The sequence below is a fragment of the Candidatus Poribacteria bacterium genome, assembly GCA_021295755.1.
In the GTDB taxonomy this organism is placed as follows: domain Bacteria; phylum Poribacteria; class WGA-4E; order WGA-4E; family PCPOR2b; genus PCPOR2b.
Genome location: JAGWBT010000038.1, coordinates 30,695 through 51,879, shown reverse-complemented (window position 1 = coordinate 51,879; position 21,185 = coordinate 30,695). Strand labels below are relative to the sequence as shown.

The following is a 21,185-nucleotide window of genomic DNA, read 5'->3' as shown; positions in this document are numbered from 1 at the left end:
TCGAATCAGGAAGATAGCATGGAGATAACAAATGTCTACCAGTCAGTCTATTAAGAATCCCAATGTTTCAACGTTGGGAACAGTCAAAAATGTCTTAGTCGTTGATGATGATGAAAAAATCTGTTGGGCTTTCGAGCAATTTTTGACAGATGAGGGGCACCGATCCATTATCGCTAACAATGCAGAGGAAGGCTTGCGAAAGATTCAGTCGGAAACCCCTGATATCGTTCTGCTCGATGTACGATTGCCTGGCATGAATGGGCTTGAGGCATTGAAGCAGATCAAAGTTCTGCAGCCGGATGCAGTCGTGATTGTCATGACAGCATACGATAATGTGGAGACAACCATTCAAGCTATGCAGCTGCATGCGTTTGATTTCATCCCCAAGCCAATAGATCTGGATCAGGTAAAAGCAATTTTCGATCGCGCCACACAGATGCAAATTGAACGCAGTAAAATGCCGCCTACTGAACTCCCCTCGGAGGAGGTCGAATTACCAGCGCAGCCACAGGAACATCGCTTAATCGGTAGAAGTCCACAGATGCAGGAGATTTATAAACTAATCGGGATGATAGCGAATAACACTGTCACGGTACTGATAGAAGGTGAAAGTGGAACAGGCAAAGAGTTAATCGCACACTCCATCCATTCTAACAGTTCACGACAGGATAAAAGCTTCGTTCCAGTCAACTGTGGTGCCCTTCCCGATGACCTGCTTGAAAGCGAGCTCTTTGGCTATGAAGCGGGCGCATTTACAGGGGCAAATGCCAAAGGCAAGCCCGGTAGATTTGAACTCGCAGATGGCGGTACGTTGTTTCTTGATGAGGTCAGTAATATGAGCCCAGTGCTACAAGTAAAACTGCAACGGGCTTTGCAGGAACAGGAAATAGAAAGGCTGGGTGGAACCCGTCCACTGAAAGTGGATGTCCGTATCATCGCTGCAACCAATCAGGACCTCGCTGAAGAGGTCAGACTGGGTAAGTTTCGCGAAGATCTCTACTATCGCTTCAACCTGCTTTCAATTAACCTTCCACCCTTGCGCGAACGGGCTGCGGATATCCCGCTGCTGGTCGACCACTTTCTACAGGCTGCCAGCGCCGAGCTTGGGCAAAACGTTCGAGGGATTTCGCCGGGCTGTATGGAACTCTTACAACAGTACGATTGGCCCGGAAATGTGCGGGAGCTAGAGAACACCGTTAAAAGTGCAGCTGTCCTTTCACGGGCAGACGTTATCTTGCCAGAACACCTTCCGCCAGAAATTTTGAATTACAAAGGAAGGCGCGAATCGACCCAATCTCGTCTCGAAATAGTGCTTGAATCAGTATTGAAAGAAACCACCAAAGATGCCGCAGCACAAGCGCATGAAGCATTCTACGACGAAGTCATTGATGCCGTTGATCGTACACTAATCAAGTGCATCCTTGAGGCGGTCGAAGACAACCAGACGAAATCAGCAAAACTCCTAGGAATCAGCCGTACAACATTAATGCAAAAGATAAAAAAATTGGGAATAGAAGTGAAAACATGAACAGATGGCTGACACCTTTGATCACGTTTGTATTTCCTGCAAAATGCCGACGCTGTGAGACACCAATGGGCGTAGGTAAGGTGCACTATCTCTGTGATGACTGTTGGGAACAGATCGAATTGCTCAAGCCGCCTTGGTGTCAGATTTGCGGGCTGCCTTGCTGGAGTGCCGTTTGTGCAGATTGCCGCGAGCATCCCCCTCTATTTGGGAAGCTCCGAGCGATTGCCTTTTACGAACCCACCCTGCGCGAAGCTGTCCATCTGATGAAATATGAGAAGAAACAGGTTATCTCAAAACACCTGAACCAATTGCTGCAAACGCACCTTCCTGAAGATCTAGCCTCTACAGGCTACGATTTCCTGCTCCCAATCCCCCTCCATACAAACCGTCTTCGGCAGCGAGGATTTAACCAAGCTGAACAGATTGCTCAAGGCGTCGCTCAGGTTTGGGGTGTGCCAGTCCGGACTGATATTCTCTTTCGTATTAGGGACACAGTTCCATTGAGTAGTCTGGGATCGCACGAAGAGCGGATGAAAAACATCGCCGGGGCTTTTGAAGTTCGGTCGCCGGATTCTATTCAGGGTCGGAAGATTCTACTGATTGATGATATTTTCACAACGGGAACAACGATTAATGAAGCCCTCAAGGTTTTACAGGTTGCTAGTCCTGACTTTGTCGATGTCCTAACACTAACCCGCACAAGACCATCACCATAAAAAAGTATAGATCGGAAAGAAGGCACGAGGGCTAAAATGCAAGAAGTTCATTTACCGATAAAAAAATACCAAACTATCACAATTGTCGCTGCTGTGGTTGGATTCCTGCTAGGCACACTAATTCCTGCCTTTGCCTTTGGTAAGGGGTACTGGTCGTGCCCATTTGGGGAGGGAGCGATACGCATCGGCGGGTTTGTTCTGTTGACAGGTATTTTGAGTGCGCTTCTTGCCGGCAATGCGGCTGCCCTTCTTGTAATTTTCATTGCAAAACTGCGCAGGACATCACCCAAACCCAAGTAGGAGGGATCCGATTCCCGACTGTCGCGATTTGGAAGGCGTGCCCCCTACTGCCTGCCCATTTTACTATAAACAACTACAATGAAGCAGATTGACCACCATCAATGGTAATAACGCTGCCGGTCATATATTGAGATGCGTCGGAAGCCAGCAGTAGCAACATCCCGTCAAGGTCTTCAACTTGCCCCAATCGGCGTTGAGGAATGCGTTTAATCAGGTGTTGACCGGCCTGCGTGGCGAAGAATTCACGGTTCATATCGGTTTCAATATAACCGGGCGCAATGGTGTTGACCCGTATCTCATGTGGTGCCAACTCGATCGCCATCGCTCGCGTCAGGTTGATAATCCCGCCCTTGGAAGCGCAGTATCCCGGCAATTGTGCAATCCCACGTTCTCCGAGTACCGAGGCGACATTGATGATGCTCCCACCCTGTCCGCGGTGAACCATACGTCGTGCGACCTCCTGCGCCATCAGCCAAACACCTTTGAGATTGGTGTCAAGCACCGAGTCCCAGTCCTCCTCGGTGTGTTCAAGCATCGGCTTGGTCACAGCAATACCGGCATTATTGACGAGGATATTAATGGGACCGAGCGTATTCTCCGCTGTTTCGATGCATTCCCTGACGCTCTCTTTGTCAGCCACGTCAACCTGCACCACAACAGCACAACCACCGAACCCTTCGATTGCCTTGACAGCGGTCTCCAACCGGTCAATTCCACGGGCAGCCAGAACCACCTCCGCTCCGGCCCGCGCCAGCATAAGCGCGAAATGACGACCTAGTCCTCGCGATGCGCCGGTTACGATTGCACGCTGACCGGTGAGGTCAAACACAGACGGATTTTTCCCCGCTCCCATGGTTCGGTTTCTCTCTTTCTCCAGACAGGCATAGCTGTAAACGCTCGAAACGGAATTCTCTGCTCCGCTATGCGTTATCCTCTATCCCCGCTGCTTGTTTAGCCAAGGATTTACACCGTTCCAAGTCATACTCCCGATAAATGGTAATCTTCTGCGCCTCAAGGGAACCTTCAGCGTGGATAGCAAGCAGTTCGTTATAACCGCCAAAATCAGAGGCAGTCAGGTCCCGAACCAGGTTCACCAACTTGAGTCGATCTAACGTTGGAACCCTTGCGGCTCCGCCCAAGTATTTTTCGATATAATCTCGGGTTTCAGGGTTTGTGAGATCCTCCTCTGAAGGTCCAGTGACCACAAGCCCACCGGCGATATCCTGCACGTAACTAACCATTTGGTGATAGTTGCTGGCAAAGTAAAATTTGGCAACATTGGTGATAATCGAATTGGGAATCGCCACCCCATCGATCTGGACGCAATCGACAGCGGCGGCTTTGCTCAGGGCGCGAACCGTTTCGGCGTAGTTAATGAGGTGCATCAACTTCTCGCGAACATGGCTTGCACGACTGATGCCGTTGTGCTCGGCGATTAGTGCAGCAGCACCGGTCAGGAGGTCACACAGCGGAGGCTTATAGGAGACAGCAGTAAATCGGTGGAACTGGACGAAGGTGGTAGCTAACCCGCCCGCAAAATCCCATTCCCCATTCATGAAGACCCGTTCTTTTGGAACGAAAACGTCGTCGAAGATTGTAAGGCTTTCAATCATTCGGTGATGGGAGCTGACAGGATTATGAAAATCGCTGGATGACGAGGCACCAAAGGGGCTGACAATCATTTTCAAGCCGGGAGCATTGGCGGGAACAGCAAAGGCAACGGCGTAATCTTTATCCTGCTCTGTCAGATTCCGTGTTGGCAGCACAATGATTTCGTCCACGTAGGGAGCGCAGGTGGTATGTGCTTTCGCACCCCGGACAACGATCCCATCCTCCCGCTCTTCAACCACACGGACGTAGTAATCCGGATGCGTCTGTTCAGAGGGGGCAAGGCTTCGATCGCCTTTCACATCGGTCTGTGCAACCGCCATACTAAGATCGCCCTGCTGACAGTGTTGGTGATACGCCTCCACCCGCTTGAGGTAGTCCGTGCCGTAACCCTCATCAATTCGTTTGGCGACCAAGGAGAGTGCAAAGAGCGCGTCTGATCCAATCTCTTTGATCAGCAACACTACCCCACCGCCGAGCCGAGTGCTGGTTTCGATCATCTCGCGCCGTTTTAGCAGATCATCCGTGTTGGTAGGGCTTACAAAATACCGGCTGATCATTTCGCCCGTTTCAGGGACTTTGGCGGTCATCAGATCTTGATGCGCCGCATCCTCAGCGAGCGCAAAATCGAGCGAGGCGTGCTCCACCCCAACGCCTAAATCTGGATGACGGGTGACATCGTCCACGCGCTCTCCTTTAAAAAATAGGGTGCGCCCATCGTTTAAGCTCGCCTTGTAGTCTTCCGCCGATCGAGTTGCCATATTCCACCCCTATTGCAATTTCTAATACTATATTCCTAGGCTTTCGTTAATTTCGTTCTGATAGTCATCAACTCGCTCAACAAGCATGTCATCAATAGTGACAATACGCCCAATTTCACCGGACTCCAGCATCCCGTAAGAGACAGCCACAGATCGTGTCCCCTGTGCGGCGTCCACTTCGACTGGATGCTCTCCTGCTATCGCTTGTGCAAAATCCCCATATTCGATAGCGATAATTTTTCGATCTATTTCAGGAAACGGGAATTCGTAACGCCACAGTCGATTTTCGCCCCACAAATCCGATGTCACGGCATCAAGCCGAAAATCGGGGACATACTCTAGTATCCCTTCATCATCGATAGGGGCCTCGCCATCAATGTTTAGTACAATATTTCCTCCGCTGCGATCCCCCGGCAAGCTCATCGAACCACGCGAACCGTAAACCTGTCGAGACCACACACCCTGACCGCGACCGGCATGGTCTTCGATGTACTGCCCCACCGCACCGTTTTTGAAAGTCAACGTTGCGTAAGCAGCATCCTCGGCGGTCGCTTCAAATTCAGCGGGCATCTTTACCTGCCAGCGACCATAGACGCCGCCGGGATTCGATCCAGCCTCACCACCGCCTGCTGCGGGATTCTTGCGGATGGGTTCATGGAGTCTCGTCTTTGCGTATACCGTTTCAACATCGCCGAGCAGGTACTCCATCATATCGGAGTGGTGAACACCAACATCAAGCAGTATACCACTTTGGTCTTTTTGGTGACGCCATACAGAAATCAACATCCGGTCGCCACCGCCGATAGCGTGATGGATGAGAAAGCGTGGAGTACCAATGATGCCGGCATCTATCAGCGCCTTCGCCAAGCGGTTAATAGGGTCTCGCCGATAGTTTTCCGCTACGCTTAAAATCGCGTCAGACCCTTCAGCTGCACGCGCTATGAGGTTACACGCACGGACGGTCAGTCCCATCGGTTTCTCGACCATCGTGTGCCAACCCCGCTTCAACGTCTCAACAGCAACTGTGTGGTGGTATCGCGGCGTTGTCGTCACGTCAACCGCTTCAACATTCAGTGCTGCAAGTCCATCCAGATCCGCAACGACAGTTGGTCGTACCCCAAAATGTGTTGCCGCTTGATCGGCGAGGGATTCAGCGTTATCGCGTACCGGATCGCACGCCCCAACAAGCTCAAATCGTTCCCATCCCACACGGTGCAGCTCTGCAAGCCCGTACAGATGACGATGCCCCATACCCCCACAGCCAACAATGGCTAATCGAATCTTCTGATTCACTGTTCTTCTCCCATTAAACCGAAATAAAGAATATAGTCTGCTCATTATAAAGAGGGTATAGGCGGATGTCAATACCAAAAAGATTTGAGCTCGGTGCAGCAATCTATCGGAATTGACAATTGCCTTGCAATGCGACCGAGGTTTCTGATAAAATCTATGAACTAAATCAAACCGACCTAACCAAGAAAGTGTGTTAGAATGAAGCGGGTGTGTGTATTCTGTGGATCAAGCATGGGAAGTAAACCGGCGTATGCCAAAGCCGCAAGGCAGCTAGGCCACGCCCTAGCAAGCAGAAACCTCGGGCTTGTCTACGGCGGTACAGATGTTGGTACGATGGGTGAGCTTGCCAACGCCGCTCTTGAAGGTGGCGGCGAAGTGATTGGTGTCGTACCCAAGATATTCATCGAAAAGGCAATCGCCCACGACGCGCTTTCCGACCTGCGAGTCGTTGACGCAATGCACGATCGAAAAGGATTGATGGCTGAACTTTCGGATGCCTTTATCGCGCTGCCCGGCGGACTCGGCACGATTGATGAAATCTTTGAGATGGTGACGTGGACCCAACTCGGTCTACACCGTAAACCGTGCGGTCTTCTGAATGTATGCGAGTATTACAGTAAGTTAGCCGATTTCCTCGATTACGCGGTTTCAGAGGGATTTATCAGGAAACCTCATCGTTCACTGATCCTGGTTGATGAAAGCCCGGATGTGCTGCTCAAGCAGTTTGATGAGTTTCTGACCCGTTGAATCGCCCATAGAATACATAAACCACCCTTGAGATCGAAGATGTCGCAAGAACAAAGAAATAGCACAACTGCACCGAATGAGCCTACGACTCTAACTCAGCGCGAGTCGGATGAGGTTTCCGTCCTTTCATCAATTGAGAAGCGTCTTATCGAAGCAGATAATCCTCAAGATATTGTTCTCTGGACTCAGGTACGTGGGGAAATCATACGACAGAATGAGGGGGCAAAAAATCAGAAACATCAACGTTCCTCGGAAAAAAGACAAGTGTGGTATAAGATGGTATTTTCTGTTAGCGCGTTTGTCGTCGGTATAGGAATGCTTATTGGTGGCTTGACTTATCTAGGATTGTTCATATCAGGGGCAGGACTCTTTGGGTTCGTCCCGGACTACGTGAAAGCACTTTTAAGAATTTTTAGAGAAAAAGGTAGAGGAGGAGAAAATGCGGAAGAATAGAGCAGCATATAGTCTAGCAGTTGGTGGTTTACTTTCCTTGCTTACAGCTGGTTTGCTTTTCTTAGTCGCACAAGACAGAATGATACCCGAAGTAAATCAGGTATTGGTGCTCATTGCAGGGATGACCACAGTTGCTGCGCTGACAGCATTTCAACAATCCGTAGAGAATAGTGCATCACCTTCTTTTTTTCATGTCTCTTTTAATGAGGCTCTCGTGAGCCAGAGTCTTTCTGAAGGACATACAATACCTAACTCGTCCCCTGTTGATGGGGAGAAGGTTGCAGAACCGTGGGATTTAAGTCTAGGTCAGCTAGTTGGCTCAGACAATTCATTGGCATTAGCAAAATTGCGGATGGAGCTTGAACGGGAACTCAGACACATCGCTTACAATCACCAGACAGATATTAGTTCTCGTCCGTTAGGGGTTACAGGAATCGCCCGAGAGCTTGTTTCTCGAAAAATTTTACCCCCTACTTGGGTTGGAGCGTTGAAAGAAATTACATCTGTTTGCAACTACGCGGTCCATGGCACGGAAGTTCCTGACGATATTGCTGCCTCTGTTGTGAGAGTTGGTGGTCAACTACTTGAACAACTTCGTTCCGTGCGAAACAACGGAGGCGCATCATGAAAGCTGCCGTCTTTGAAGAAACTGGGAAATTAAGCGTACAGGATAAGCCGATCCCGACCCTCGATTCAGGCGATGTCCTGATTAAAGTCGAGCTATGCGGCATCTGCACATCAGACTTGGCAGCGCTCAACGGGGACATCACCGACTACTCACCGCCTGTCGTGATGGGACACGAACTTGCCGGGGTCGTCGTTGAAAGCCGACACCCCGATGTGAAAGTCGGAGAGAAGGTGACGGTGAACCCGATGCTCTCTTGCGGAAGCTGCGAGTACTGCCGGGCAGACCTCGACAAATACTGCTCAAACATTGAGGGAGTCGGACACGACATTGACGGCGGATATGCTGAATACCTCCGGATGCCGAAGCACGGGATTGATACAGGCAAACTCATCTCTGTACCGGATACGATTTCGCCGGAAGAACTGATCTTTTTGGAACCGTTGGGCTGTTGTATCAATGCAATGCGCGAAACAATTTTTGGTAAAAACGTCGCTATCCTCGGTGCGGGGCCTATTGGATTAATGTTTGCGCAACTGACGAGAAAGGCGGGATTGCAGACGTCTGTCCTTGAGCCACTCGCACATCGGCGAAGTGCAGTAGATGAAGTTGGCGCAGATGCCACCTTTGATATTACGGCGGAGCAAGCGGAGACACTCATTGAGAAGACCGGCGGCGGTGTGGATACCGTTATCTCTGCGACGGTCAACAATCAGCGTGCGATAGATCTCGCCTTTAAGATTGTGAGGCGTGGGGGTTGTGTGAATTTCTTCGGGCTGGCACCGGGCGGGCAGGAGCTGCGGATTAACCTTGAGCATTTTCATTACATGGGACACAAGCTGATGGCGTCGTGGGCATTCTCGCGCTGGAGTTTGAGCGAATCCCGCCAACTGCTTATCGACGACGAGATTAACCTCAAGCCGTTGTTGACGGATCGGTTTCCGATTGAGGGAGTGATTGAAGGGTTTGAAAATGCCAGGCAGCAACGTGGTGTGAAAAGCGTTCTAGTCGGCGGGTAAATACACGAAACCGGGTAATACCTAAAAGCGTGCTGGAGGAATTGGTTCATTTTCAAGGATAGAATCAAATCATGACCGAAATCTGATCACTGTTATCAATGAGTAAAGGTATGCTCGTCAACGCCGATAAACCGCATCTATGGAAAAATGATGCCGCAGCGTCAATAGACCTCTACAATGATTGGTTCATGCGTTCTGCACCAAAAACGTATCGGGAGGTACGGACAGAAACAATCGAACGTGTGCAAGAGACAATTCGATTGACGAAGAATCTCATCCTTCTGAATGCGGAGACCTTAAAGGCAAATCCGTCGATACTTCCAATCTTGCGGATGTGCACTGCTCCACCGATAGCAAAAGATCGGTTAGTAGGATTGGCTTATGTGAGTAAACACTTGGTTCTCTCAATGGAACAGGGGAAGATTCCACCTCGCATGAGTGAAGAAAAACTAATTGAAAGGTTGTTATCCATAGCCGAAATTTTGGCTAAGCTGCTCGATTACGACATCTTCCCTTGGCTAGAGAGGAAAACTGCTCCTACAGATTTGGAACAAAATCGGGCATCTACTATTGTAGCGGATCGGTTGTGTGGAACTGTTTCCGACCCAATTATCCGTAACGCCCAAGAACAAAGACAGCTCGCCTTGATTGCGGCGTATTTGAAGAAACGTAACTATACCGAGCAGCTCCACAAGCTCGGGCTCTCCTTCAGAGATCTACTGCCCGGCACGTTTGCTTTTCGTTTGAATGTGCTAGCTGGTAGAGATAGAACCGTCAATGTTCCTGTTGATGTTGTCGTTCAGCCACATGGGCATTATTCAGGTGATTTGCCAATCTTGATTGAAGCCAAGTCTGCTGGCGATTTTACCAATACGAACAAGCGACGAAAAGAAGAGGCAACCAAAGTCAATCAGTTACGTGCGCGTTATGGAGAAGATATCCAATTTATTCTGTTTCTCTGTGGATATTTTGACGCTGGCTATCTAGGCTACGAAGCAGCTGAGGGAATAGACTGGATTTGGGAACACCGAATTGAAGACATGGAGTTACTTGGAATCTAAAAATGAAAACACTTCAACAGATCGAATCTGATCGGCAGGACATACAGACAAAGCTAGATAGTCTAAAAAGTGCCTCTGAACGCAACAAAATGGGACAATACGCTACTCCTTTCTCTCTTGCACGCGAGATTGTTGAATTTGTCAGAGATACATATTTTGCCGAAACAGATAAGATTCGTTTCCTAGATCCGGCTGTGGGCACGGGGGCTTTTTTCTCGGCAATGCTTCGCGCTTTCCCGAAAATACAGATTGAAAACGCCATTGGAATCGAACTTGACTCACAAATTGCTTCAATCGCGAAAAATTTATGGGCAACACGGGGACTGGACGTAATTAAAGCAGATTTTGCACAATTGCCTTTTCCAACCTCCCCTGTGTTCAATTTGCATCTTGTCAATCCCCCTTATGTTCGACATCATCACCTCGATCGGGAGACAAAACAGAATCTTCAAGAGAAAATCAAAGCCGCAGTCGGACTCAACCTGAACGGCCTAGCGGGTCTGTACTGCTATTTTCTTTTGATAGCCCATCGGTGGTTAGCTCAAGATGGATTTGGCGTCTGGCTTATCCCTTCTGAGTTTATGGATGTTAAGTATGGAGAAGTTGTCAAACGCTATTTAATTGAACAGGTTTCCTTACGGCATATGCATCGTTTTGATGCAGAAGCACTGCAATTTGACGATGCTCTTGTTTCCTCAACCGTGTTAATTTTTCAAAATCGTAAGCCCGAACAAGAAGGTGAGGTAACTTTTTCGCTAGGCGGCACCCTGAAGGCTCCGCGTATCTGTGCACATATTCGTCAACGGCAGCTAGCACAGGTAAGCAAGTGGACCTCGCTTCCGAGCAAATCAATGCAATATACTGTGCGCGATGTCCATCAGCTTAACAAAACAACAACGATTGGGGACCTTTTTGAAGTCCGTCGAGGACTAGCAACCGGTGCAAATCAGTTTTTTATTTTGCGCCGTGATGTTGCCAGTGATAAAGGTCTGCCCGAACAATTTTTACGACCAATCTTGCCAAGTCCCAGATATCTAAATGATGAAAAAATATTCGCTGCCGATGACGGTTTCCCACTCGTTCAACCATCTTTGGTGTTATTAGATTGTGATTTGGAAGAAAGCGAAATCGGGGCTTATCCATCGCTAAAGGCTTACCTCGATTGGGGTAAATCACAAGGGTTTGCTGACCGGTACATAACCCGCCATCGACGGCCATGGTTCAAACAAGAAAATCGACTGGCGGCTCCTATTTTATGCAGTTATATGTCTCGTACTAAGTCAGGGGATTCTGGACTGCGGTTCTTCCGAAATTATTCGCAGGCGACCAGTCCAAATGTCTATCTGATGCTTTATCCGACTCAAGAGGTACAACAGGCTTGTAAAAACAATGTGGATCTCCTCGCTCAGTTGTTCGATCTGCTGAAGCAGGCTAAGGATGAATATCTACTTTATGAAGGACGAACTTATGGTGGCGGACTTAATAAGATTGAACCCAAAGAACTTGCCCGAGTACCGCTATCTGATGATCCATTGCTACAATCAATCACCGTTACGTCCAAACAACTCTTCTTACTTGAAAATAAATCGCCATGAATACGTTAAAAGCCTATCTTGAATTAATCCGCTACCCTCTCTTTGCCATTCCGATTGCTGCGACGCTGCCCGGTGCACTGATCGCTTCAGAAGGTGAGTGGAATTGGCGGGTTGGACTGACGTTGCTGATTGCACTCCTCGGTTATTTCGCAGGTATGATGAAGAACGACTACTTCCACCGTGAGCAGGATGCCGTTGTGAATCCGGACCGCCCGCTCCCGTCCGATCGACTCACGCCTCGGCAGGTACTCATCGCTGCGAGCAGCACCTACATCATCTGCGTCATCTTGGGATTCACGCTTCACATCAAAGCAGGGCTTTTGGTGGTTGCCCTTGTGATGATTTCCCACTTATACAACGCCTTCTTCAAGGAACGTGGAATATTGGGAAGCATTAGCTTGCCTCTCGGCATTGGCTTGCTCAATGTGTTTGGTGCACTCGCTGTAAGCGGGGGAGTACCACGCTTGGTTTGGTATGCGTTTGCCGCTACGACGCTCTACGATTGTGGAACACACATCACAACGACCTTCAAAGATCTCGAACGGGATGAAAAACTCGGCATCACCACCACTCCCTTACAATTGGGAATCAAGCCAGCCCTCTTCTGCGCTGCCGTATCGACTATATTGTCTTTTATCGTCGCCGTGCTACCACACTGGCTTGAAGGGATCAGTTGGCACTATACCTTATGGGTGGTCTTTGCGCTGCTCGCGACAAGTATTACCCGTCTGCCCCTCTACCTAAATCCGACTGAGAAAAACGGCTATCGCGCACTCAAGGGCTCAATGGTAGGGGCTATCATGTTTTTCCCCTGTCTCATCGGCGTTCAGATCTCCCTGTGGGGTTCTGCGCTTGTGATTTTGCCGTTGCTGCTTGTGACGATGGCTTTGCTAGAAATGACAAAGCGGGAAGTGTGAGGCATTATGCGTTGTATTTAGTGGAATTTACAATAGACACGTAACCCCCTACGATGCTGGAGAAACCAATGGAAGTTGAAAATCCAAAATTTAAGCGAAAATTATTTCACCTTGATGTGCTTATTGAAAAACAGACAGACTGTTATACTGCCCACTGTTTGCAATTGGATTTGGTCACTGATGGTGATACAAAGGCGGACGCGGAAGCGATGATTGTTGATGCGATTTCCGAGCAAATCACTTTTGCGATTGAAAACAATTTGATGGATCATCTTTTTCAACCCGCTCCCCCGGCGGAGTGGAGGAAGCTTTTGTATAGTAATCACACAAAAAAAGTGACCTTAGATTCAGAAATCTAAATCAACAATTAAGCATCAAAGCCCTTGAAGGAATCAGGAAAGCATTTGATCTAACTGAAGCCGAATTTTACCAAACATAAACAAGCTGAGGATAAAAATCTATGACCGATATTCCGAAAACATATTCGCCACACGACATCGAAGAAAAGTGGTATAAATACTGGCGAGACAAGGATTATTTCCATGCCGCTGACACATCTGATAAACCCCCATACTCGGTTGTGATTCCGCCCCCGAATATCACGGGGAGTTTACATATTGGGCACGCGCTCAACAATACATTGCAAGACGCGCTGATTCGCTGGAGGCGGATGCAGGGTTACAATACGCTCTGGATGCCGGGGACCGACCATGCAGGCATCGGCACCGAAATCATCATGGAGAGACAGCTCGCCGCTTGGGGAACAAACCGTGATGAACTGGGGCGTGAAAAATTTATCGAGAGGATGTGGGATTGGAAGGATGAAACGCACGCAACCATCGTCGATCAGTTATACCAACTCGGTTGTTCCTGTGATTGGGAGCGCGAACGATTCACGATGGATGAGGGGCTATCCAGAGCAGTCTGTACAGCGTTTGTTAAACTCTACGATGCAGGCTTAATCTATCGCGACGCAAATCTTGTCAATTGGTGTCCACACTGCCGCACCGTCATCTCCAACCTTGAGGTTGAACCTGTTGAGATTGATGGAAACTTCTATCACATCAAGTATCCGATTAAAGATTCAGAGGGATCCGTTGAAATTGCGACGACGCGTCCAGAAACGATGCTCGGTGACACGGCAGTTGCTGTCCACCCGGAGGATACACGTTATCAACACCTCATCGGCAAAACGGCGATCCTACCGATTCTTGGACGTGAACTCCCGATCATAGCAGATGAATATGTCGATCTGGAATTTGGCACGGGAGCACTGAAAGTCACACCTGCCCACGATCCAAACGATCATGAAATCGGTCAGCGGCACGAACTTGAGCAGGTCAACATACTGAATCCGGACGGGAGTTTGAATGAGAATGCAGGAACAAAGTATCAAGGGATGGATCGGTTTGAATGCCGCGAGGTGTTGGTCGGGGACTTGCGTGAACAAGGATATCTACTTAAGATTGTGCCGCACCCCCATGCGGTCGGACACCATGATCGGTGTAATCAGATTATTGAACCGTACATCTCGCCACAGTGGTATCTGAATGTCAAACCGCTTGCGGAACGTGCGATTGAAGCGACGAAACGCGGTGAGATTGTATTTCTCCCGGAACGTGAGGAACGACGATTTTATCAATGGATGGAAAATATCGAACCTTGGCCCATTTCCCGTCAACGCTGGTGGGGACACAAACTCCCGATCTGGCACTGCGACGCCTGTGAAGAACTCACGGTGGCAGTGACTTCCCCTTCTCAATGCGCTCATTGCAATTCCGAAAAGATTTGGCAAGATGAGGAGGTTCTCGATACATGGTTCAGTTCAGGGCTTTGGCCCTTCTCGACAATGGGTTGGCCCGATGATACAGAGTGCCTCAAAACTTTCTATCCGACCTCTGTGTTGGTGACTGCGTGGGATATTCTCTTCTTCTGGGTCGTCCGGATGGCGATGCTCGGTCTCCAGTGTATGGACGAAGTGCCATTTCGCCGTGTCTACCTCCATCCACTGGTCGCTGATGAACACGGTCAGAAACAGAGCAAGTCGAAAGGTAACGCGATCGACCCCGTGCCAACCATCCACCAATACGGTGCCGATGCGTTCCGATTCGCGCTAGTATTTTCTGCTGTGCCGAATCCATATATCGCCCTGGCTGAATCTCAAATCGAGGCGGGTAAACGGTTTGCCAACAAGATCTGGAATGCCTCGCGCTTGCTGTTGATGAATCTTGATGATTTTCAGCCCGGTCAGCCGACGGATCTTATCCTGTGCGATCAGTGGATTCGCAGCCGCTACAACGCAACCGTGGAAACGGTGACGACCTGCTTTGAGGAGTTCCACTTTAGCGATGCTGCGCACGCGCTCTATGAATTCCTCTGGCACGAGTTTTGTGATTGGTACGTCGAACTCATCAAGCAGCGTCTTTACTATACCGATGACCCCACGGCGAAACATACCGCGCAGGCGGTTGCCTCTGAAATCCTCGAAGGCACAATGCGAATGCTGCATCCAATCATGCCGTTCATCACAGAGGAGATCTGGCAGCGACTCCCGCACGAAGGTGATAGCATCATGGTCGCCCCTTGGCCCGAACCGCAAGGGACCGAGACGGATAAGAAGGCGGAAGAGGCGATGCAGACAATCATGGACGTTATCGATGCTATCCGCAGCGTCCGTGGTGAGATGAATGTGCCACCTTCCAGCGAAGTTGAAATCCGGATTCAAGCCCCGAACCCGGAAACGGCTGAACTTCTCAACGGACATTTGGAGGAATACCTGCCGGCGTTCACACGGTTCTCACAAATCTCCATCGCTGAACATCAGGAGAAGCCCGCTGCCGCCGCCGTAGCAGTGATTAGCGACATTGTGATCTACATCCCACTTGCGGGCATCATCGACATTGAGAAGGAGAAAGACCGTTTGCAGAAGCGGTTGGACAAGGTAGTCAAAGAACTCACCGGCACCCAGAAAACGTTAGACAATCCGAATTTTGTCAACCGCGCCCCGGAAGCGGTTGTCGAGCAGAAACGCGCCCGGCTTGCAGTCCTTGAATCAGAACAGGAAAAGTTAGTAACGAATATAGAGATGTTGGGTTGAGCAGTAAAGAAAACGAGACTGGAAGGAGGGAGGCGAGGTTTTGAGGAGGCGAGTGAGCGCAAACACGCGTTTCCTCATACATGCTCCCTTGTTTTCCCGTTTTCTTTTTCTGTTATTGTGAAGGGTTGAAATGGCAACAAGCGAGCGAGATTATTCTGACGCGAAAAAGTTAAGGATTGTTGTGGTAGGCGCGGGGATTGTTGGGGCATCAATAGCCTATCACCTGTCGCGTCGCAAAGATATTGCCGTGACCGTCCTTGAGCGGGATGAATCGTGCGCGGGAGCGTCGGGACACTCCTTTGCGTGGCTAAATTCCTTCGGCAAAGATCCTGTGAGCTATCACCATTTCAACCGTCGATCAATGGATATCTGGGATCGATTTGCTCGCAGGTTAGGAGGGGATCTCGACCTGCATTGGGGCGGTGAACTTCGGTGGGAAAGTATGCCGGAGCGGGTTGAGGTGTTGCGGCAACGTGTCAAGCAACTACAGGCATGGGGATATCCTATCCGCATCATTTCGAGTGACGAACTCCGCGAACTTGAGCCCGGTCTTTCTCCCGGCCCTGTGGAGATAGCCTCTTTTTCGGAGATTGACGGGCGGGTGGACCCATTCAAAGTGATTGAAGCTTGTCTACAACGTGCGTGTGAGGCGGGAGCCTCGGTGCATACCCACACCCCGGTCACGGAACTATGCCTCGACCAGCGGGGAAAGATAAAGGCGGTCAATACCCCCAGCGAAGAGATCAGTTGTGACGTAGTGGTATTGGCAAGCGGAACTGATACAACAGAACTCGCCGCTACGGCTAGCGTTCACATTCCCCAACAGCACAGTCCCGGCGTCGTGGTTCGTACCGATCCACAGCCACCGATACTACAGAACGTTTCAGTGCTTCACCTACCACCCATCGACGAAAATCGACATGAAATTCACCTGCGACAATCCGCCGATGGGACACTTGCTATCGGTCAAGGCTCACAGGAGAGTGTAGACCAAGACGACTCCCAAGAACATGCGGACGACCTGTTGGGTCGCGCTGTCCACTACCTACCAACCCTTGTCGGTGCACGAACGATTCCAATACCGGTGGGCTACCGCCCAATGCCGATCGATGAGTTACCGGTCATAGGATTTTGTGATGCGGCACCCAATCTGTATATCGCTTTGATGCACAGCGGGGTCACGTTGGCACCTTTAGTGGGAGAATTGGCAACGGTAGAAATCGTTGATGGTGCCCATGTTGAAATGCTTGCTCCATATCGTCCGGAGCGGTTCAGGTCCGCTAATCGCACAAATCTACACTAATTTAACGCAAGTTGCTAGGGCGTATTGATAGCAGTAGTTGTAGGGAACAGCGATCGTTGTTCCCTACGAAAACCCCGACTGGGACTTAGTTCGTAGGGAGCGGGGATCTCCGTTCCATCTGTTCTAAACCACCGGGGTAATTGTCGGTCTCTTGTGCTTATGTAGGTCGAGATTCATATCTCGACCTACGATAGGGAAACCACAAGCGCTTGCATCCCGCCTGTCCCGATTTATCGGGGATCTATCGGGGGTTGCCCCTACAAGAATTCCACCCAATGTAGGGGCAGGTTGAGCGCACCGAAATCCCGATTTATCGGGGTTGTCTAGCAACTTGCATTATCATAAGAAGTTACCAAACTGAAAGAGGCTTAGATATGATTCAAGTGAAGGAACAGCTAGAACAGTGTTTGGACAAATTTCGTGCGGGCACGCTGGCGGAGCAGGATTTGCAGCGGGCGTTGGAAAACGTTAACGGTGCATTGGACGCAGCGGCAAAGCCCCAACGCCTGTTATATCTCCAAGCCACAAATACGTCAGTTACCTCGGCGGTTGAGGGCATGTCAATCGTCGATGGTGACGGCGTACACAACGGTCCCGACGAACCTGAAGATTGGCCCTACCAGACCGTGCATGAGGCAATGCTCGACGGTTGGCATATCGTTAAGTTTCCCGAAATGACACTGATGTTAGTGGGAGAAAACGAAACCTATGGGCTAGGTTGCGAATTTATCCTTGAAAAGTGAACCCACAACCGTAGCACTTTCACGAAAGGATTTTACCAATGATCGATCAAACATACGATTGCGAACCGACGCTAACAGATCAAGAGGTAATCGAATTTTGTCAGAAGGGATTTATCATCCTCGAAGGCGTGGTATCAGATGAAATTAATCACCGCGTCTCAGACTTTATGGATGAACACACTCACCTAGAACCGGTCGAAATCCTCGCTGAAGACTGGTTCGTCGAAGGCGTCCTTAAAAATCCGCAGGCGGCGGGTGCGGTGCGGTCGCTGCTGGGAAAGGACTTCAAGCTGCCGATGATCATGAGCAACCACCGTGTCGAGTGTCCTAGGACTTTGAACTGTGGTTGGCATAGGGACGGCGGCGCTATCGACGCAACACGCCTCGAATTTTTACAGGTGTTTTACTACCCCCAAGACACACCGAAAGAGATGGGACCGACCGAATTGGTGCCCAGTTCACACTTAGTCCGCGCCAAACGCCGCTTCATGAGTCACTACGGCAACATCCGAAAGGGTGTAAAAACGGCGGCACCGGCGGGCTCAATTTTTATCACGCACTACAGTATTTGGCACCGCGCCACCTCCTCCACCGGCAGCGGTATCCGCAACTTGCTTAAATACAACTATTGGCGGACGGTCCCGCCGCAACGCGATTGGGTGGTCGATCCTTCTACTGACTTTATGCAGATGAAGTTTATGCCAGACGTTTCGGTGCTTGAAAAGTGGTACGACTCCATCCATGTTGCCCGGTTGTTTCAGTGGTTGTGCGGCCTTGGCGATGATTTCGAGTTCAAGGGAGGTCAATCCTGGCCCATCACCGCTGGGGGCGGCTATAATACGACTGAGGGTCTACCACCCAAACTGGCTTAAGAGATCATAGGAAGGAGCATTGACCGATGCAACCAACGCAGCAGACCTCCACAGCAGAGGTGTCCTCAAAGCTAGCCGCCGAGCTGACCGCTTATGAGAGTCGAGAAGAACGATCGCAGGCGATGGAGCGCGATGGCTTTGTTTTTCTTCCCGCGGTTCTCAACCCTGAACAGGTTCAGGAATTGCGCGAATGTTCTGACCGCATCAAAAGCGTGGCAACGCCGAGGTGGGATTTTATTGATCCTGAAGGCAGCGGGATTAAAACGATTCAGAATGCGTTTAATCGAGATCCGCTCTACCTCGAATTTCTAGACAAACCGGGCGTCATCGAATTGGTCGAAGATACGCTGGGCGAAGATTGTCACATCATTCAGATGACGCAATGGAACACGGGGAAGCGGGAGGAACAGAAAATGCACGCGGACTGGAAGCCGATCCTGCTGCCCGATGACGTGGCGATTGATCCGCGGGTCAAGATCCCACCGCTGATTATGACCGCTCATTTTTATTTAGATGATATGTACGAAGCCCTTGGGCCAACGCGTGTCGTCCCCGGCAGTCATCGCGCCGGCGTCCGCCCTGAAAGGGATCAGGATAAGTGGAATGAAACAGAGGAACAGTCAATTCTTTGTCAAGCGGGTGATGTGATCGTTTTCAGGAGCGATGTGTGGCATCGAGGGGGTGCCAATCGTACCGATCAGGTTCGCTATCTGCTGCAGGTGCATTACGCGAATCGGTGGATCGCGCAACGATTTCCACCTTTTCTGAGTTTTCAGTTTGACCCGGAAATTCTATCGAAAGCAACACTGCGCCAGCGTCGGCTTTTGGGTGAACATCGTCCGGGGCCCTTTGCTTAAAATGGGATGATCCGTGCCACAGTGCCAAGCCCTTGGAGGAAACCATGTACGAATCATCTATTGTCCAACACTTTACCGAAAGAGGACAAAGACAACAGGGTATCGAATATGTCCTTGACGTTTTGGAGATTCGATTCCATCCAAGTGCGGCTGAAACCTTAAAGTCGGCTATTGAGACGATCGAAGATTTGCAACTTCTCAAGCAGTTGCACCGGTCAGCTATGCAGGCACCAAACCTTGATGAATTCAAACAGAACCTAACTTCAATGACTAACGGGCAATAAGAGGGAGTACGTATGGCTTTCAGGTATCGTCTGGGAGTAGACATCGGGGGAACGTTCACCGATGCAACCCTGATCAACGAGGAAACAGGTGAGATTCGCGTCGGCAAAGTGCCTTCGACACCCCAAGACCCGTCACACGGTTTTATGGAGGCAACGCATCGTATACTACGCGAAGCCGATGTGTCGCCGGACGAGGTTGGTTATGTCGTTCACGGCACAACTGTAGCAACTAACTCAATCATCGAAGGGAAGGTTGCCCGTACAGGCTTCGTTACAACCGATGGCTTCCGCGATCTGCTAGAGATCCAGCGACAGATACGACCATCGCTCTACGATTTACACTTTGAAAAGCCTCGTCCTCTGACGCCTCGTTACCTATGCTTCGGCGTACCTGAGCGATTGGATGCGCAAGGGAATGTGCTCACGCCGCTTGATGAGTCCGCAGTCAGGAACGCCGCAGCACAACTTCGTCAAGAAGAGGTGGAATCAATTGCTGTCTGCTTCCTTCACGCCTATATCAATCCGAACCATGAGAAACGGACGGGCGAGATTTTACGTGAAATTCTCCCCGACACTATCATCTCCCTGTCGTCGGAGGTCGCACCGGAGTTTCGGGAGTATTTCCGGGCAAGTACGACGGTCATCAACGCTTCCATTAGACCTGTTGTCGGGCGTTACCTCCAGAGCATTGAGGCACGGCTGCGGGCGGAAGGGTTAGCGGCGGAATTGCTTGTGATGCAGAGCAGCGGCGGGGTTTTCACATTTGCGGCTGCGAGCGAAAAACCGGTCTTCATGGTGGAGTCGGGTCCCGCAGCGGGTGTTATCGCTGCGACCTATCTCGGCACGACGCTGGAATGCCCAGATGTCATCTCCTTCGACATGGGCGGAACTACAGCGAAGGCAGGGCTTATCCAGAACGGCACACCAACGATAACCAAAGACTATGAGGTAGGGACAGCCGCTCAAACCGGTGTGGGCGCCTCCCGCGGTGCAGGCTATCCTATCCGTACCCCCGTCATCGATCTTGTGGAGATCGGTGCCGGCGGCGGTTCGATCGCATGGGTGGATTCCGGCGGGGTGCTGCGCGTGGGACCGCAGAGCGCAGGCGCGGATCCAGGTCCAGTGTGCTATGGAGCAGGCGGTACTGAGCCGACCATCACCGATGCCAATCTGGTGTTGGGGCGACTCAACCCCAGTTTCTTCTTGGGCGGTGAGATTGAATTGGACGTTGAGGCAGCGCGTCGGGCAATCCAAGAGAAATGCGCAGATCCGTTGAACCTTGACCTTGTGGAAGCCGCTCACGGTATCGTGGAGATCGCCAACGCTGCAATGGTCAATGCCCTACGACTTGTCTCCGTCCAGCGCGGTTACGATCCCAGAGATTTTGTATTGACGGCGTTTGGCGG

21 protein-coding genes are annotated in these 21,185 nt (G+C 50.4%); 18 read left to right on the top strand and 3 right to left on the bottom strand.

Going from position 1 to position 21,185, the window contains the following annotated elements; translation table 11 throughout:
- The first annotated feature begins 31 nt into the window (after nucleotides 1–31).
- From J4G02_07595 to J4G02_07585, 3 genes are all read left to right on the top strand, one after another.
- Entirely contained in the window at nucleotides 32–1,528 is a 1,497-nt protein-coding gene (locus J4G02_07595) for a sigma-54-dependent Fis family transcriptional regulator (protein MCE2394438.1), read from the top strand.
- Between the two features lie 65 nt (nucleotides 1,529–1,593).
- Nucleotides 1,594–2,244 carry a ComF family protein gene (locus J4G02_07590; protein MCE2394437.1) on the top strand — a complete coding sequence of 217 codons (651 nt, stop codon included), beginning with the start codon at nucleotides 1,594–1,596 and terminating at the stop codon, nucleotides 2,242–2,244.
- Nucleotides 2,245–2,280: 36 nt separating this feature from the next.
- Complete coding sequence (locus J4G02_07585) at nucleotides 2,281–2,544, top strand: hypothetical protein (protein MCE2394436.1); 264 nt, start codon at nucleotides 2,281–2,283, stop codon at nucleotides 2,542–2,544.
- Nucleotides 2,545–2,617: 73 nt separating this feature from the next.
- Here the strand turns inward: J4G02_07585 and J4G02_07580 are convergent, their stop codons facing one another.
- The 3 genes from J4G02_07580 to J4G02_07570 form a co-directional block, all read right to left on the bottom strand.
- Nucleotides 2,618–3,397 (bottom strand): glucose 1-dehydrogenase, encoded by a 780-nt coding sequence (locus tag J4G02_07580; GenBank protein MCE2394435.1) that lies wholly within the window; start codon nucleotides 3,395–3,397, stop codon nucleotides 2,618–2,620.
- A gap of 67 nt (nucleotides 3,398–3,464) precedes the next feature.
- Nucleotides 3,465–4,913: a hypothetical protein gene (locus J4G02_07575; GenBank protein MCE2394434.1), complete on the bottom strand. Its 1,449-nt coding sequence runs from the start codon at nucleotides 4,911–4,913 to the stop codon at nucleotides 3,465–3,467.
- Between the two features lie 27 nt (nucleotides 4,914–4,940).
- Entirely contained in the window at nucleotides 4,941–6,206 is a 1,266-nt protein-coding gene (locus J4G02_07570) for a Gfo/Idh/MocA family oxidoreductase (GenBank protein ID MCE2394433.1), read from the bottom strand.
- A gap of 198 nt (nucleotides 6,207–6,404) precedes the next feature.
- Between J4G02_07570 and J4G02_07565 the strand changes: the two genes are divergently transcribed.
- The 15 genes from J4G02_07565 to J4G02_07495 form a co-directional block, all read left to right on the top strand.
- A complete protein-coding gene (locus J4G02_07565) occupies nucleotides 6,405–6,953 on the top strand; it encodes a TIGR00730 family Rossman fold protein (protein MCE2394432.1) in 549 nt (182 codons plus the stop codon).
- Between the two features lie 39 nt (nucleotides 6,954–6,992).
- Nucleotides 6,993–7,406, top strand: a complete 414-nt coding sequence (locus J4G02_07560; protein ID MCE2394431.1) for a hypothetical protein — start codon at nucleotides 6,993–6,995, stop codon at nucleotides 7,404–7,406.
- Nucleotides 7,393–8,034 (top strand): hypothetical protein, encoded by a 642-nt coding sequence (locus J4G02_07555; protein MCE2394430.1) that lies wholly within the window; start codon nucleotides 7,393–7,395, stop codon nucleotides 8,032–8,034. Before J4G02_07560 ends, J4G02_07555 begins: the two co-directional genes overlap by 14 nt.
- Nucleotides 8,031–9,050 carry an alcohol dehydrogenase catalytic domain-containing protein gene (locus J4G02_07550; protein MCE2394429.1) on the top strand — a complete coding sequence of 340 codons (1,020 nt, stop codon included), beginning with the start codon at nucleotides 8,031–8,033 and terminating at the stop codon, nucleotides 9,048–9,050. Before J4G02_07555 ends, J4G02_07550 begins: the two co-directional genes overlap by 4 nt.
- 110 nt (nucleotides 9,051–9,160) lie before the next feature.
- On the top strand, nucleotides 9,161–10,111 hold the full coding sequence (locus J4G02_07545; protein ID MCE2394428.1) for a XamI family restriction endonuclease: 951 nt from the start codon (nucleotides 9,161–9,163) through the stop codon (nucleotides 10,109–10,111).
- 2 nt (nucleotides 10,112–10,113) lie between these two features.
- Complete coding sequence (locus J4G02_07540; protein ID MCE2394427.1) at nucleotides 10,114–11,706, top strand: N-6 DNA methylase; 1,593 nt, start codon at nucleotides 10,114–10,116, stop codon at nucleotides 11,704–11,706.
- Nucleotides 11,703–12,623: a UbiA family prenyltransferase gene (locus tag J4G02_07535; GenBank protein ID MCE2394426.1), complete on the top strand. Its 921-nt coding sequence runs from the start codon at nucleotides 11,703–11,705 to the stop codon at nucleotides 12,621–12,623. The genes J4G02_07540 and J4G02_07535 overlap by 4 nt, the downstream gene beginning before the upstream one ends.
- 68 nt (nucleotides 12,624–12,691) lie before the next feature.
- Nucleotides 12,692–12,982, top strand: coding sequence for a hypothetical protein (locus J4G02_07530; GenBank protein ID MCE2394425.1), 291 nt, complete (start codon nucleotides 12,692–12,694; stop codon nucleotides 12,980–12,982).
- 101 nt (nucleotides 12,983–13,083) lie between these two features.
- A complete protein-coding gene (locus J4G02_07525; GenBank protein MCE2394424.1) occupies nucleotides 13,084–15,720 on the top strand; it encodes a valine--tRNA ligase in 2,637 nt (878 codons plus the stop codon).
- 130 nt (nucleotides 15,721–15,850) lie between these two features.
- Entirely contained in the window at nucleotides 15,851–17,023 is a 1,173-nt protein-coding gene (locus tag J4G02_07520) for an FAD-binding oxidoreductase (GenBank protein MCE2394423.1), read from the top strand.
- A 374-nt stretch (nucleotides 17,024–17,397) separates the two neighbouring features.
- Nucleotides 17,398–17,766, top strand: a complete 369-nt coding sequence (locus J4G02_07515; protein ID MCE2394422.1) for a hypothetical protein — start codon at nucleotides 17,398–17,400, stop codon at nucleotides 17,764–17,766.
- A gap of 38 nt (nucleotides 17,767–17,804) precedes the next feature.
- The gene (locus tag J4G02_07510; protein ID MCE2394421.1) at nucleotides 17,805–18,638 is read left to right on the top strand and encodes a phytanoyl-CoA dioxygenase family protein; all 834 of its coding nucleotides are present in this window, start codon (nucleotides 17,805–17,807) and stop codon (nucleotides 18,636–18,638) included.
- A 26-nt stretch (nucleotides 18,639–18,664) separates the two neighbouring features.
- Nucleotides 18,665–19,495 (top strand): phytanoyl-CoA dioxygenase family protein, encoded by an 831-nt coding sequence (locus tag J4G02_07505; protein ID MCE2394420.1) that lies wholly within the window; start codon nucleotides 18,665–18,667, stop codon nucleotides 19,493–19,495.
- 44 nt (nucleotides 19,496–19,539) lie between these two features.
- On the top strand, nucleotides 19,540–19,779 hold the full coding sequence (locus tag J4G02_07500; GenBank protein ID MCE2394419.1) for a hypothetical protein: 240 nt from the start codon (nucleotides 19,540–19,542) through the stop codon (nucleotides 19,777–19,779).
- 12 nt (nucleotides 19,780–19,791) lie between these two features.
- Nucleotides 19,792–21,185 (top strand): hydantoinase/oxoprolinase family protein (locus tag J4G02_07495; protein ID MCE2394418.1); only part of this gene is annotated, 1,394 nt, incomplete at its 3' end.

What these genes read in the sequence shown, in the direction of transcription:
- J4G02_07595 (MCE2394438.1), top strand. Translation starts at nt 32, where the DNA reads ATGTCTACCAGTCAGTCTATTAAGAATCCCAATGTTTCAACGTTGGGA.
- J4G02_07590 (MCE2394437.1), top strand. Translation starts at nt 1,594, where the DNA reads ATGGGCGTAGGTAAGGTGCACTATCTCTGTGATGACTGTTGGGAACAG.
- J4G02_07585 (MCE2394436.1), top strand. Translation starts at nt 2,281, where the DNA reads ATGCAAGAAGTTCATTTACCGATAAAAAAATACCAAACTATCACAATT.
- J4G02_07580 (MCE2394435.1), bottom strand. Translation starts at nt 3,397, where the DNA reads ATGGGAGCGGGGAAAAATCCGTCTGTGTTTGACCTCACCGGTCAGCGT.
- J4G02_07575 (MCE2394434.1), bottom strand. Translation starts at nt 4,913, where the DNA reads ATGGCAACTCGATCGGCGGAAGACTACAAGGCGAGCTTAAACGATGGG.
- J4G02_07565 (MCE2394432.1), top strand. Translation starts at nt 6,405, where the DNA reads ATGAAGCGGGTGTGTGTATTCTGTGGATCAAGCATGGGAAGTAAACCG.
- J4G02_07560 (MCE2394431.1), top strand. Translation starts at nt 6,993, where the DNA reads ATGTCGCAAGAACAAAGAAATAGCACAACTGCACCGAATGAGCCTACG.
- J4G02_07555 (MCE2394430.1), top strand. Translation starts at nt 7,393, where the DNA reads ATGCGGAAGAATAGAGCAGCATATAGTCTAGCAGTTGGTGGTTTACTT.
- J4G02_07550 (MCE2394429.1), top strand. Translation starts at nt 8,031, where the DNA reads ATGAAAGCTGCCGTCTTTGAAGAAACTGGGAAATTAAGCGTACAGGAT.
- J4G02_07545 (MCE2394428.1), top strand. Translation starts at nt 9,161, where the DNA reads ATGCTCGTCAACGCCGATAAACCGCATCTATGGAAAAATGATGCCGCA.
- J4G02_07540 (MCE2394427.1), top strand. Translation starts at nt 10,114, where the DNA reads ATGAAAACACTTCAACAGATCGAATCTGATCGGCAGGACATACAGACA.
- J4G02_07535 (MCE2394426.1), top strand. Translation starts at nt 11,703, where the DNA reads ATGAATACGTTAAAAGCCTATCTTGAATTAATCCGCTACCCTCTCTTT.
- J4G02_07530 (MCE2394425.1), top strand. Translation starts at nt 12,692, where the DNA reads ATGGAAGTTGAAAATCCAAAATTTAAGCGAAAATTATTTCACCTTGAT.
- J4G02_07525 (MCE2394424.1), top strand. Translation starts at nt 13,084, where the DNA reads ATGACCGATATTCCGAAAACATATTCGCCACACGACATCGAAGAAAAG.
- J4G02_07520 (MCE2394423.1), top strand. Translation starts at nt 15,851, where the DNA reads ATGGCAACAAGCGAGCGAGATTATTCTGACGCGAAAAAGTTAAGGATT.
- J4G02_07515 (MCE2394422.1), top strand. Translation starts at nt 17,398, where the DNA reads ATGATTCAAGTGAAGGAACAGCTAGAACAGTGTTTGGACAAATTTCGT.
- J4G02_07510 (MCE2394421.1), top strand. Translation starts at nt 17,805, where the DNA reads ATGATCGATCAAACATACGATTGCGAACCGACGCTAACAGATCAAGAG.
- J4G02_07505 (MCE2394420.1), top strand. Translation starts at nt 18,665, where the DNA reads ATGCAACCAACGCAGCAGACCTCCACAGCAGAGGTGTCCTCAAAGCTA.
- J4G02_07500 (MCE2394419.1), top strand. Translation starts at nt 19,540, where the DNA reads ATGTACGAATCATCTATTGTCCAACACTTTACCGAAAGAGGACAAAGA.